This window comes from Streptomyces sp. NPDC054840 (assembly GCF_053611065.1).
Window position 1 is genome coordinate 18,271 of record NZ_JBSGZP010000014.1, and the last position, 12,391, is coordinate 30,661.

Genomic DNA, 12,391 nt, shown 5'->3' on the forward strand with positions numbered 1-12,391 from the left:
GGCCAGGCTACTCACCGGGGCTCACCCCATGGCGCGGGTGCCGTCCAGGGACTCACGGACGATGTCCGCGTGGCCCGCGTGCCGGGCGAACTCCTCCACCAGGTGCAGGAGCATCCAGCGCATCGAGACCTTGGTGTCCTTGGGGAACCAGGGCGCCGGCGGGAGCGGGAAGGTGTCGTCCAGGCTCGGGACGGCGACGATGAAGGCCGCCGTCTGCTCCGCGACCTCGTCCCAGAAGGCGAGGACCGAGGGGATGGACTCGCCGTCGACCAGGCGGAAGGCCTCCCCCCAGGTCTCCTGCGTGCGCGCCCTCTCGTTGGGTGCCTGCTGGGCGAGGCGCAGCCAGTTCAGCTCGACCTCGGCCACGTGCTTGAGCAGACCGGACAGGGTGAGCTCGCTGGCGCTGGGGCGGCTCGCGGCCTGTTCCTCGCTCAGCCCGAGGATCGACTCGCGGATCGCCGTGCGCTGGGCGTCGACGAAGGCGAGGAGGGTGCCGCGCTCGTCGCCGAGGACTTCGGTGGAAATCTGAGCCATGACCGACCGCCTTATGCGTGGATGTCGTGCCGGGGGCTTCTTCCCGCCGGCACGACCCACGCTACAAAGCATTGAGGTCAGGTCCTGTCCTCGATGGCCGTTCAGTTGCCTTCGGTCTCGCCGTCGGGGCGGATCACCGGCAGCGCGGTGGCGGGCTGCGGGAGCAGGGCCTTGGAGAGGTCCTGCTTGCCCGTCGGGTCGAGCCCGTACATCGCCTCGTAGATGCTGCGGACCGCCGGTCCCGAGGCGCCCGAGCCGGTGCCGCCCTGCGAGATGGTCATGACGATCGCGTAGTCCTCGGTGTACGAGGCGAACCACGAGGTCGTCTGCTTGCCCTGGACCTCGGCCGTGCCCGTCTTGGCGTGCATCGGGATCTGCTTCTGCGGCCAGCCGCCGAAGCGCCAGGCCGCGCTGCCGTTGGTGGCCACTCCGGCGAGGGCCTCGTCGATGTTGTCGCGGGTCTTCGCGTCCATCGGCAGCCTGCCCTGCTCCTTCGGCGCGATCTCCTGGACCGACCTTCCGTCGGCGCTGACGATCGCCTTGCCGATGCTGGGCTGGTGGAGCGTGCCGCCGTTGGCGATGGCCGCGTAGACGGAGGCCATCTGGATCGGGGTGACGAGCGTGTCGCCCTGCCCGATCGAGTAGTTGATGGCGTCACCCTCACGCAGCTGGTTGCCCTGCCGGCAGTTCTCGTAGGCGATCTTCTCGGCGAAGGAGCCGTTCTTCTTCCCGTCGCGGCACCAGGCGACCTTGTTCGCCTCGAAGAAGTCCTGCTTCCACTTCCGGTCGGGGACCCGGCCGGGGACCTCGTTCGGCAGGTCGATGCCGGTGCGCTTGCCCAGCCCGAACTCGTGGGCGGTCTTGAGGAACCAGTCCTTCGGGTCCTTCTTCGGCTTGATGCCGCCGTCCTTCTTCCACTCCTGGTCCGCGAGGGCGTAGTAGACGGTGTCGCAGGAGACCTCCAGCGCCCGGCCGATGGTGATGTCACCGTGGCCCTGCGACTCGAAGTTCGTGAAGGTCTGGCTGCCGACCGAGTACGAGCTGGGGCAGGGGTAGCGGTTGTTGAACGGGTATCCGGCGTTGACCGCGGCCGTGGAGGTGACCACCTTGAAGATGGAGCCCGGCGCCGCCTGGGCCTGGATGGCCCGGTTCAGCAGCGGGTAGTTCGACTCCTTGTCGGTGAGGCCGGCGTAGTCCTTGGCGGAGATGCCGCCCACCCAGGCATTGGGGTCGTAGGTCGGGTTCGAGGCCATCGCCACGACCCGGCCGGTCTTGGTCTCCATCACCACGACGGCGCCCGAATCGGCCTCGTAGGTGCGGCGGGTGTTCTTGTCGTAGGTCTTGCGGGCCTCGATCATCGCGTTGTTCAGCTCGCGCTCGGCGACCGCCTGCACCCGGGAGTCGATCGAGGTCACGACGTTCGAACCGGGCTTCGCCGGGTCGGTCTCGCCCTGGCCGATGACCCGGCCGAGGTTGTCCACCTCGTAGCGGGTGATGCCCGCCTTGCCGCGCAGCTCCTTGTCGTACGTGCGCTCCAGGCCGGAGCGGCCGACCTGGTCGGAACGCAGGTACGGCGAGTCCGACTTCTTCGCCTTGGCGATCTCCTCGTCGGTGACGGGCGAGAGGTAACCCAGCACCTGGGAGGTGTTGGCCGCGTCCGGGGCCGCGTAACGGCGCAGGGCGGTCGCTTCGGCCGTGATGCCCGGGAAGTCCTCGGGGTGCTCGCGGATCTGCAGGGCCTGCTCGGTGGTGGCCTCGTTGCTGACCGGGATCGGCTGGTAGGGGGAGCCGTTCCAACAGGGCTGCTTGGTCTTGGCGTCGCAGAGCCGGACCTTGTCGATGACCTCCTGGGCGTCCACGCCGAGCACCCCGGCGAGCCGGGTCAGCACCGACCTGCCCTTGTCCTTCATGGTCAGCAGCTCGGTGCGGCTGGCGGAGACCACGAGGTGGGTCGCGTTGTCGGCGAGCGGGACCCCGCGCGAGTCCAGGATCGAGCCGCGCACGGCGGGCTGGACCACCTGCTGGACGTGGTTGTTCTTCGCCTCGTCCGTGTAGTCCGAGCCATTGCGTATCTGGAGGTACCACAGGCGTCCGCCCAGCGTGAGCAACAGCGAGAAGACCACGATCTGGATGACGACGAGCCGGTTCTGGACCCGAGGGGTCCGGCCGGTCTCCGGTATGTTGCTCAACTCGATCTCCCCCGGGCGGCTGCCTACGCCCGGCCGAGTCTAGGGGGTGTCTTGCCGATCAGGCCGGATCAGGGAGCGGGGTCCGGTGCCGTGGATCGCAAGGCGGACGAGGGAGGCGATGCGGAGCATCGCGACCGAGGACAATGCCGCGAGGCGCGGCACCGGACCCCGCGAGCCCGGCCTGATCGGGCAAGACACCCCCTGGGGGATGCCGGGGCCGACCTAGAACGGGAACGTCGTCCGGCCGTGCTGCACCGAGATCCACTTCTGCGTGGTGAAGGCCTCGATCGTGGCCTCGCCGTTCAGCCGGCCCAGGCCCGAGGCCTTCTCGCCGCCGAAGGCGGCCAGCGGCTCGTCCCCGATCGTGGAGTCGTTGACGTGGATCATGCCCGTCTCGATCCGCTGGGCGAAGCGGACGCCCCGCTCCACGTCCCGGGTGTGCACGGCGCCGCTCAGCCCGTAGGGGGTCGCGTTGGTCAGCCGTACGGCCTCGTCCTCGCCGTCGAAGACCACCAGCAGGGCCACCGGGCCGAAGATCTCCTGGCTCAGCAGCGGGGAGTCCTCGGGGATCCCGGCGAGCACGCTGGGTTCGACCAGGTTGCCGCGCGTAGACCCCCGTACGAGCGCCTGCGCGCCGGATTCCACGGCCTGGTCCACGAGCGCGGTCAGGGCGTCGGCCTGGAAGGAGTTGATCAGGGGGCCGATGTGGGTGTCGGCCTCGTGCGGGTCGCCCGTCTTGAGGCCGCGCACGCGCGCGGTGAACTTCTCGGTGAACTCCTCGGCGACGGAGGCGTCGACGAGGATCCGGTTGGCGGCCATGCAGACCTGGCCCTGGTAGACGAAGCGGCTGAAGACGGCCGCGTCCACCGCGTAGTCGAGGTCGGCGTCGTCGAGCACGACGAGTGCGCTGTTGCCACTGAGTTCCAGCACGGTCCGCTTGAAGTGGCGGGCGGCGATCGCCCCGACGTGCCGGCCGACGCGGTCGGATCCCGCGAACGAGATGACCTTGGGAACGGGGTGGGTCAGGAGCGCGTCGCCTATTTCGGCGATATCGGTGACCAGGACGTTCAGCAGGCCGGCCGGCAGCCCGGCGTCCTCGAATATCTTGGCGATCACGCCGCCGCCCACGACCGGGGCGTTCTGGTTGGGCTTGATGACGACCGCGTTGCCCAGCGCCAGGGCCGGGGCGACCGACTTCAGGGTCACCAGGAAGGGGAAGTTGAAAGGGCTGATCACCGTGACGACACCCACGGGGAGCCGCTGGATCCGGTTCTCCTTGCCCTCGACCGGCGAGGGCAGGATCCGCCCCTCGGGCCGGACGGCGAGCTGGAGGGACTCGCGGATGAACTCCATCGCGAGGTGGACCTCGTACTCGGCCTTGGGACGCGTCCCGCCGAGCTCGTCGATCATCGCCTCGACGATCTCCTTCTCGCGCTCCTCGGTGATCCGCAGGGCGCGCTCCAGGACGGCGCGTCTGATGTAGGGGCTGGTGGCGGCCCACTCACGCTGGGCGCGTTCGGCGCCCCGGTAGGCCTGGTCCACCTGCTCGACGGTGGCCACGGTGATGGCCGCGAGCTTCTCCCCGTTGTAGGGGTTGACGTCGATGATGTCCCACGAACCGGTACCGGCCAGCCATTCGCCGTCGATGTACTGGTGAGCCAGGTCGCTGAATATGGACATGCCATCCCTTACTGCGAGCGCGCACCCGTGCGCTGCACCGGAGACCGATCGGTCATCATGCACTGATCAGACGTCATACTACGTGCGAATCAAGACAGTTGGAGCAGGCCACGGAGAAGATCCCGGGTCCGCTCGGCATCGGGGCAGTCCGCCTGGAGCCGCTCCATCGCCCTCTCGTACTGCCCCACTTCCTCGCCCTTGTCCAGGTAGAGGGCACTGGTGAGCTGTTCCAGATAGACGATGTCCTGGAGGTCGGACTCGGGGAAGCGCAGCAGGGTGAAGGCTCCGCTCTCGCCCGCGTGGCCGCCGAAGGAGAAGGGCATCACCTGGAGCTGCACGTTGGGCCGCTGGGAGACCTCGATGAGGTGCTCCAACTGGCCGCGCATGACCTCGCGGTCGCCGTACGGGCGGCGCAGTGCGGCCTCGTCGAGGACGGCGTGGAAGAGGGGGGCGTTCTCGGAGACGAGGACCTTCTGGCGCTCCAGGCGCAGGGCGACGCGGCGGTCGATCTCGGCGCCGGTGGCGCCGGGCATGCCGCGGCTGACGACGGCGTGGGCGTAGGCCTCGGTCTGCAACAGTCCGTGGACGAACTGGACTTCGTAGATCCGGATGAGCGAGGCGGCGCCCTCCAGGCCGATGTACGTCTGGAACCACCCGGGCAGCACGTCGCCGTAACTGTGCCACCAGCCGGTCGCGTTGGCCTCCCGGACCAGTCCGAGCAGCGACTCGCGCTCCATGCTGTCCGTGACTCCGTAGAGCGTGAGGAGGTCCTCGACGTCTCTGGCCTTGAAGCTCACCCTTCCCAACTCCAAGCGGCTGATCTTCGATTCGGATGCGCGGATCGAGTAGCCGGCCGCCTCACGGGTGATGCCGCGGGATTCTCGGAGTCGCCTGAGCTGGGAGCCCAGGAGGATGCGGCGCACCACAGAACCGCTTGCTTCTGCGGTCACTAGTACTGCCCTCCCCATCGCATTGGCGTGCGCGTGGTGTGCGCGAGCGTCTCGGGGCCCCCGTACCCCAGGGGCCGCAGTCTGCCACCAAAACGCATCGGCCCGTACTCGTTCTGTAACGGAATCCCACCTCCGGGAAAAGAAGTCCGCAAGGATGCGTAGGAAGAAATGAGTCAGAACCGTCACGGGAGGGGACAGGTCCGGCGCGTGCACGTGCATCTGCCCTTGCATCCGGCCCGAGCATTCGGAACGATGGTCCCCGCGCACCTGCGTGCTGTTCGCGCCGGCGCCGGACCCACCCCGCAGTTCTTTCTGGACGGAGATGACCGCTCCGCCCGCGAATCCCGGGAGTGCCTCGCATGGGGACGAATGGATCGACCATGCTCGAGCCGTTACGGCAGGGGCTGCCCCCGGTCGACCCCACGGCTGTCTCCGGGTCCGCCTCCTGCGCTCTGCCCGGCCGTCACGAAGCGGTGCGCGGAGCCCGATCCTTCTGTCGTTCGACCCTTTCCCAGTGGGGCCTGGACGACCGCTTCGACGATGTGGCCCTGGTCGTCTCCGAGCTCGTCACCAACGCGCTGCGCCACGCCCTGCCCGAGGACGCGCGTGGTGCGGGCGCCGATCCGGAGCCGCCGGTACGGCTGCACCTGATGCGGTGGAGCACCCGGCTGGTGTGCGCGGTGCGGGACCCCAGCGAGGACCGGCCCGGCGGGGCATTCTCACCGGAACGCACCGAGGAGAACTTCGACCTGGAGTCCGGGCGGGGGCTGTTCCTGGTGGACTCGTACAGCGACAGCTGGGGCTGGCACCCGCTCGCGGGACGGCTGACCGGCAAGGTGGTCTGGGCCCTGTTCCTGCTCCAGGACTGAGCCCCCGAGCGTCGCCGATCAGGGGCGTACACAGGACAACTGGCCGGGATCGATCATTGCGATCGGTCCCGGCCAGTGCACGTGCATGGCCTGATGGATGCGCTGTTCCGTCAGCTGATCAGGTGATCGAACTCGCCGTCCTTGACGCCCAGAAGCAGGGCTTCTATCTCGGCCGGTGTGTAGACGAGCGCCGGTCCGTCGGGAAAGCGCGAATTGCGCATGGCGACATCGCCTCCCGGCAGCCGGGCGAACTCCACGCAGGAACCCTGCGAGTTGCTGTGTCTGCTCTTCTGCCACGTCAGCTCAAACAAGGTAGCGAGTTCTGCAGCTGCCATCCCGTTGTACGCGTGGTCCACAGGAAGCCCCCGATAGTGCAGATGTCAACTCCTCCGGATCATAGCTGTGTTCATGAGCGGCTGCATGGGCAGATGCACGTGCACGCGGGGTGGTCCGTTGATCACAGACAGGTCCGTACCCGGAAGTACGGTGCCCGGACGCCCGGGGCCCGTCGGGTCGGAGTCGCGCGTAGGGGCAGCCCTCAGCGGGGCAGCGGCTTCTGCCTGCCGCCCATGTGGGCGCGGTCGGCGGCCGCCGTGCCGTCCTCCCAGCCCGCGTGGTCGGTGGCGCCCCGCAGCCGGGTGGTGGTGGTCCGGGGGAACATCTCCTCCGCCCGCGAGGTGACCGCCACGTCGCGGGCCACCAGGGCCGGCAGGTTGCCGGGGGCCGCCGTCGCCGTGTGCTCGGCGGTCTCGGCGAGCCGGTGGCCGAGCCGGCTGGCGTAGGCGAGCAGGAAGGACTGCCTGAAGGTCTTCGTCCGCTTGCGCCCTCCGGAGCGCTGCGCGGCCTCCGCGCGGGTCATCGCCGCCGTGCCCTGCACGAGCAGCGAGGTGTAGAGCAGCTCCACCGCCTCCAGATCGCTCTCGAAGCCGACCACCGTGGAGAACTCGAAGCCGCTGTTCCACACCGCCCGGCAGCGGTTGGCGCCGGCCACCGCGTCGAGCAGGACGGCCTTCGCCTCCTCGTACGGCGGCTCGACACCGATCCGGCAGGCGCCGGGCACCTGGGCCGGGCCCTTGCCGCTCGCCGCCAGCACCGCCTCGTCCACGGTGTGCCGGGCCATCAGCTCCTGGGCCTTGGCGCTGAGCGCCTCCGCCTCCTCCGGGAAGGTGGTCGCCTCGGCCTTGGCGAGCAGGGCCCGGATCCGGGCCAGCATGCGCGGCTCGATGTGGGCGTGCTCGGCGAGCGCGTCGGCCGGGTCGCCGGGCAGCGGACCCACCGGCTCGATCGAGGGCAGCCGGATCAGCAGCCGCAGCACCTCCAGGAAGGCGGTGGCCAGCGTGAACCGGTCGGCCCGTTCCCGCTGCGCGAGCCGGTCCGCGTACTGCACGTCGCCCGTCCACCACACCTCGCCGGCGCCCCAGCGCGCCGGGAGCCGGGCGTAGCGGCGCGCCTCGGCGGCGATCAGGTCCCCCGTGATCCGCAGGTGCCGCTCGTCGAGGTCCCGGCGGACCAGCCGCAGCACGTCGGCCGGCTGCCAGCCCCGCTCCCAGCCCTGGCGTACGTACGCCTCCCCGCGCGCCAGCAGCTCCCTCCCGACCGCGGGCCAGCCCGCCTGATCCGCGACGAGCAGCGAGGCGCCGGTGTCCAGCCCGGCGTCGTCCTGGGCGTAGAGGGCGGCGGCGAAGGCTCGGTCGACGGTCTCGGCAAGGTCTCTCACGCCTCCCAGCTTGGCATGTCCGCCGCCGCGTCCCCTTCCCGGCTGAGCAGCCGGCCCCGCCACGGCCCGCCGCCACGGCCCCTGTCAGCCCCCGGTGGGACACTCGCACCCATGAGCGACCGCACTCCCCGGTGGGCCCTCGCCGAGGACGGCGACGGGTGGTGGCACGCCGCGCCCGTACCCCCCTCCGACGGAGTCCGGATGCGCGTCCGCGACCCCGCCGAGGCCATCCGCGCCGCCCCGCCCGGCACCCGCTGGGTCTGGCGGTCCACCGCGGCCGTGTACCCCCGGCTGCTCGCCGCGGGCACCCGCGTCGAGCGGTGCCACGACATCGAGGACGCCGAGCTGCTGCTCCTCGGCCACGAGGGCCGCTTCGGCGAGCCCCGCTCGGCGGCCGCCGCCTGGGCCCGGCTCACCGACGCCCCGGTACCGCCCGATCCGCGCCCGCGCGCCGCCGAGCCACGTGCCCAGGATTCCCTCTTCGACCCGCAGCCCACCCCGGTCCCCCTGGACGCCCTGCTCGCCATCCACGCCGACCAGACGAAGCGGCTCGACGCCACCGCCCACCCCGATCGGATGCGGCTGCTCACCGCCGCCGAGTCGGCGGCCTTCCTCGTCGCCGCCGAGATGAACCGCGCGGGCCTGCCCTGGCGGGCCGACGTGCACCGCGCGCTGCTGACCGAGCTGCTCGGTGAGCGGTACGCGGGCGGCGGGGAGCCCCGTCGCCTCGCCGAGCTCGCCGACCGCGTGTCCACCGCCTTCGGCAGACGCGTGCGCCCCGATCTGCCCGCGGACGTCATCAAGGCCTTCGCCGGGGCCGGTATCAAGCTCAGGTCCACCCGCCGCTGGGAGATCCAGGAGCTGGACCATCCCGCCGTCGAGCCGTTGATCGAGTACAAGAAGCTGTACCGGATCTACACCGCCCACGGCTGGGCCTGGCTCGCGGACTGGGTCCGGGACGGCCGCTTCCGCCCCGAGTTCATCCCCGGCGGCACCCTCACCGGCCGCTGGGTCACCAACGGCGGCGGGGCCCTGCAGATCCCCAAGGTGATCCGCCGGGCCGTGGTCGCCGACCCCGGCTGGCGGCTCGTCGTCGCCGACGCCGACCAGATGGAGCCGCGCGTCCTCGCCGCGATCTCCCGCGACCCCGCCTTCATGGAGGTCGCCGGAGAGACCTCCGACCTGTACACCGCCGTCTCCCGCCAGGGCTTCTCGGGTGACCGGGACAAGGCCAAGCTCGCCGTGCTCGGCGCCGTCTACGGCCAGACCTCCGGGGACGGCCTGAAGAACCTGGCCGCGCTCCGCCGCCGTTTCCCCCGGGCCGTCGCGTACGTGGACGACGCGGCGAAGGCCGGGGAGGAGGGCCGGCTCGTACGGACCTGGCTGGGCCGCACCTGCCCGCCGCCCGCCGGCTCCGGCGAGGGGGACGAGGCCGGTGACGGCGGCGTCGACCCGGGCGAGGGGTACGGCGAGGGCGGGGCCGGGACCGCGCAGGACCGGGAGGACGGCTGGACTCCGAGCTACGCCTCGACCAACACCCGGGCCCGCGGTCGGTTCACCCGTAACTTCGTCGTCCAGGGCAGCGCGGCCGACTGGGCCCTGCTGCTGCTCGCGGCCCTGCGGCAGGCGACCGCCGGCATGCGGGCCGAGCTGGTGTTCTTCCAGCACGACGAGGTGATCGTGCACTGCCCGGCCGAGGAGGCCGAGGCCGTCGTGGAGGCGATCCGCACCGCCGGCGAACGGGCCGGCCGGATCGCCTTCGGCGACACCCCGGTCCGCTTCCCGTTCACGACGGCGGTCGTGGAGTGCTACGCGGACGCCAAATGAGGCAGCTCACACGTTCACACGGAGGTCGGACGGAGACCGCGCACCGCCGCGCACCGATCAGCCGGCAGGCGTGCCGAGCTTCCACTCCGGGGCGAGCGCGATCTGCCGTAGCTGTCCCATCGTCAGCGCGGGTGAGGGGCGGGTGGCCGGACCGTTCTGGTCGGCCGTGTTGAAGGCGGTGACCACGACGCGCAGCCCGTCCCCGCGCAAGGTGTCCACCTTCCACCGGGTCACGCCCTTGTTCTTCTCGCCGGGCCCCGCCACTTCCTTCACCCTGGTGCCGTCGGACTCCGTGGTGAAGGTCGAGTTCCCGGTGAAACCCGAGGGTTCCGCGGCCGACTGGACGTTGATCTCCACCAGCGACTTGCCCTTGCCGTCGTCGAGTACGACATAGCCGTACGTGTCCTGCCCGCCCTGGGAGACGATCGGGACGGTGATCGCGAACCGGGTCATCAGCTGCTCCAGGGCGTCCACGGCCTTCCGGTTCCGCAGGGCGATCGAGTCCGGCAGGGGCGCCGGCTCGGGCTCGGCCGCCGGCAGGTCGTTCAGGGCAGCGTGCCACGTGTCCGAGGTGACCAGGCTCTTCAACTGCGCGAGAGTCAGAGGGGGGTCGGTCCGGGAGACGGGGGCGCCCTTGTCGGCCGCGGCGTTCCACTCGGACGCGTCGACCAGGAAGCCCTGCACGGTGACGAGCACGGCCCGCCAGACCTTGGTGTCCACCCGGCGGTCCGGGTACTCGTACCCCTGGTGGAGCAGCAGCCGGGAGCCGTCGGGCAGTTGCTCGGTCCGGCAGTCGTCGTAGGAGTGCACGTCCTTGTCCCCGCATTCGGTCTGCGCGCGGGCCCCGCTGCCGAACGGGTCCACCCGCTGGAGGCTGAGGAAGAGGGCCGCCGGGCCCTTGCCGTCGTCGTACACGACGCCGACCCTGGGTCCCAGCTCGTCGTCCGTGCCCCGCGCCGTGGGCTCGCCGATCCGACCGCCCGGCAGGAGCGCCTTCAGCTTCCCGACCATCTGGTCGGCGGTGACCGCGCCGGTGCCGGTCAGCCGCCCGTTGCCCGGCGGGGCCGGCGGCGGCGCCGCGACATGGACCGCGCCCTCGGCCCCGGACCCGCCGAACGGACCGCCGGAGCGGGCCCCCGCCGTGGCGGTCAGGACCAGGGCCAGCAGGGACCCGCCGGCCACGGCGGCCCGGCGGCGCGCCACCAGTCGCCGGCCGCGCGCCCCGCCCCCTTCCGCGAGGGCCCCGGGGTCGGGTGTGAAGCCCTCCCCCGTGCGCCGGAGAGCTTGGGTGAGTTCGTCTTCGAAGGACACGGGTACCGGACCTTCCGTTTCCGAGAAGGCGGTGAGGCCGCCGCCCAGCTGCTCCCGCAGCCGGGCGAGCGCCCGCGTGGTGCGCGTCCGGACCGCCGCCGAACCGGCGTTCATCGCGTCGGCGGTCTCCTCGACGCTGCGGTCCTCCCAGTGGCGCAGCACCAGCACCGCCCGGTCCTTGGGCGCCAGCCGCCCCAGCGCCTCCGGCAGCGTCTGCCGCAACGCGGGATCCCCGCTCCCGGACGTCGGCGCACCCGCGTCCGGGAGTGCCCCGCCCGGCCGCGCCCCCGCGGACCGGCGGCGCTGGTGGGTGAGGAAGACCCGCACCAGCACCGTCTGCGCGTAGGCCGCCGGATTGTCGACACGGGAGATCCGGCCCCACCGCAGGTACATCCGCCCCAGGGTCTCCCGCACCAGGTCCTCCGCGAGAGGGGTGTCCCCGCCCGCGAGCAGGCATGCCGACCGGTACAGATGGTCCGAGCGGCCCGCGGCGAACTCACGGAACCCGTCCCTGCGCGCCTGACGCATGTGCTCCCCCCTCACGTCCGTCCCACCTCTCTGACGCGATGGCGGCGGAGAATGTTTCATCTCCCCGCCGCCGGGTCCCGTCGGTACCTCCACCGGAGGCCGGTCAGACCGGTCAGACCGGTCAGGCCAGGTCGTGGAAGTACACGTGGAACTCCTCGCGGACGAAGCCCTCCGTCTCGTACAGCCCCTGCGCGACGGTGTTGTCGTACGCGGTCTCCAGCTGCACGCCGGACACCCCGGCCTCGCGGGCCCGGCGCAGCACCTCGCGCAGCAGCGCCCTGCCGGCGCCGGTGCGGCGGCCGGCCGGGGCGACGTAGAGGTCGTTGAGGACCCAGGCGGTCTTCAGGGAGAGGGAGGAGAACCCGCGGTAGACCTGCGCGAAGCCGACCGTGCCGGTCTCCGGGACATCGGCGAGCAGGACCAAGGACTCGTCCTTGGCGATCCGCTCCGCCAGGAAGGCCCGCGGGGCGTCCGGGTCCTCGATGTCCACCTCGTAGAAGTCGAGGTAGCCGCGGAACAGTACGGCCGCCGCGTCGATGTCCGCCTCGCCGGCCGCGCGGACCGAGACCGTGGAAGGGGAATCCTCCGCCGGGGACCGGCCGTCCCGCTGTGCTGTCTGACCGTTCATGTGCGTCTCCCTCAGGGGTGTTTCGCGCGCCGCGGACCATTGTGCGGGGAGGGGGCCGAGCCATGCGGACCCCCGACGCCCTCGACTGCCTACGCTACGGCCGGAGTCGGCCGTGGCGAAGGACGGGACGCGCACGCGAGGACGGCGGGCCCCGGGAC

At 71.4% G+C, this 12,391-nt stretch carries 8 protein-coding genes and 2 pseudogenes; 2 read left to right on the forward strand and 8 right to left on the reverse strand.

The features are described from left to right. Window positions 1–21 precede the first annotated feature (21 nt). The 4 genes and pseudogenes from ACWGIU_RS02615 to ACWGIU_RS02630 form a co-directional block, all read right to left on the reverse strand. Window positions 22–534 (reverse strand): DinB family protein, encoded by a 513-nt coding sequence (locus ACWGIU_RS02615; protein ID WP_453701846.1) that lies wholly within the window; start codon window positions 532–534, stop codon window positions 22–24. Window positions 535–653: 119 nt separating this feature from the next. After that, window positions 654–2,723 (reverse strand): annotated as a pseudogene (mrdA, locus tag ACWGIU_RS02620) (penicillin-binding protein 2); the annotation flags it as partial. Window positions 2,724–2,945: 222 nt separating this feature from the next. Beyond that, the gene (locus ACWGIU_RS02625; RefSeq protein ID WP_453701847.1) at window positions 2,946–4,403 is read right to left on the reverse strand and encodes an aldehyde dehydrogenase family protein; all 1,458 of its coding nucleotides are present in this window, start codon (window positions 4,401–4,403) and stop codon (window positions 2,946–2,948) included. 89 nt (window positions 4,404–4,492) lie between these two features. After that, window positions 4,493–5,371: a helix-turn-helix domain-containing protein gene (locus ACWGIU_RS02630; RefSeq protein ID WP_453701848.1), complete on the reverse strand. Its 879-nt coding sequence runs from the start codon at window positions 5,369–5,371 to the stop codon at window positions 4,493–4,495. A 341-nt stretch (window positions 5,372–5,712) separates the two neighbouring features. Here ACWGIU_RS02630 and ACWGIU_RS02635 point away from each other — a divergent pair, with 341 nt between their 5' ends. Continuing rightward, entirely contained in the window at window positions 5,713–6,222 is a 510-nt protein-coding gene (locus ACWGIU_RS02635) for an ATP-binding protein (RefSeq protein ID WP_453701849.1), read from the forward strand. Between the two features lie 110 nt (window positions 6,223–6,332). On the opposite strand, the gene ACWGIU_RS02640 is transcribed toward ACWGIU_RS02635, so the two are convergent. Both ACWGIU_RS02640 and ACWGIU_RS02645 read right to left on the reverse strand, forming a co-directional pair. Continuing rightward, window positions 6,333–6,578: a DUF397 domain-containing protein gene (locus ACWGIU_RS02640; RefSeq protein ID WP_030726905.1), complete on the reverse strand. Its 246-nt coding sequence runs from the start codon at window positions 6,576–6,578 to the stop codon at window positions 6,333–6,335. 182 nt (window positions 6,579–6,760) lie between these two features. Further along, window positions 6,761–7,939: a DUF2786 domain-containing protein gene (locus tag ACWGIU_RS02645; protein ID WP_453701850.1), complete on the reverse strand. Its 1,179-nt coding sequence runs from the start codon at window positions 7,937–7,939 to the stop codon at window positions 6,761–6,763. A 111-nt stretch (window positions 7,940–8,050) separates the two neighbouring features. On the opposite strand from ACWGIU_RS02645, the gene ACWGIU_RS02650 reads away from it, so the two are divergent. Next, window positions 8,051–9,766 carry a bifunctional 3'-5' exonuclease/DNA polymerase gene (locus tag ACWGIU_RS02650; RefSeq protein WP_453701851.1) on the forward strand — a complete coding sequence of 572 codons (1,716 nt, stop codon included), beginning with the start codon at window positions 8,051–8,053 and terminating at the stop codon, window positions 9,764–9,766. A gap of 1,332 nt (window positions 9,767–11,098) precedes the next feature. Here the strand turns inward: ACWGIU_RS02650 and ACWGIU_RS02655 are convergent. Then, window positions 11,099–11,605 (reverse strand): annotated as a pseudogene (locus tag ACWGIU_RS02655) (SigE family RNA polymerase sigma factor); the annotation flags it as partial. Between the two features lie 121 nt (window positions 11,606–11,726). Further along, window positions 11,727–12,233, reverse strand: coding sequence for an N-acetyltransferase family protein (locus tag ACWGIU_RS02660; protein WP_453701852.1), 507 nt, complete (start codon window positions 12,231–12,233; stop codon window positions 11,727–11,729). Window positions 12,234–12,391: the final 158 nt, after the last annotated feature.

Coding starts and splice junctions, on each gene's coding strand:
- ACWGIU_RS02650 (WP_453701851.1), top strand. CDS start 8,051: ATGAGCGACCGCACTCCCCGGTGGGCCCTCGCCGAGGACGGCGACGGG.
- ACWGIU_RS02635 (WP_453701849.1), top strand. CDS start 5,713: ATGGGGACGAATGGATCGACCATGCTCGAGCCGTTACGGCAGGGGCTG.
- ACWGIU_RS02630 (WP_453701848.1), bottom strand. CDS start 5,371: ATGGGGAGGGCAGTACTAGTGACCGCAGAAGCAAGCGGTTCTGTGGTG.
- ACWGIU_RS02625 (WP_453701847.1), bottom strand. CDS start 4,403: ATGTCCATATTCAGCGACCTGGCTCACCAGTACATCGACGGCGAATGG.
- ACWGIU_RS02615 (WP_453701846.1), bottom strand. CDS start 534: ATGGCTCAGATTTCCACCGAAGTCCTCGGCGACGAGCGCGGCACCCTC.
- ACWGIU_RS02660 (WP_453701852.1), bottom strand. CDS start 12,233: ATGAACGGTCAGACAGCACAGCGGGACGGCCGGTCCCCGGCGGAGGAT.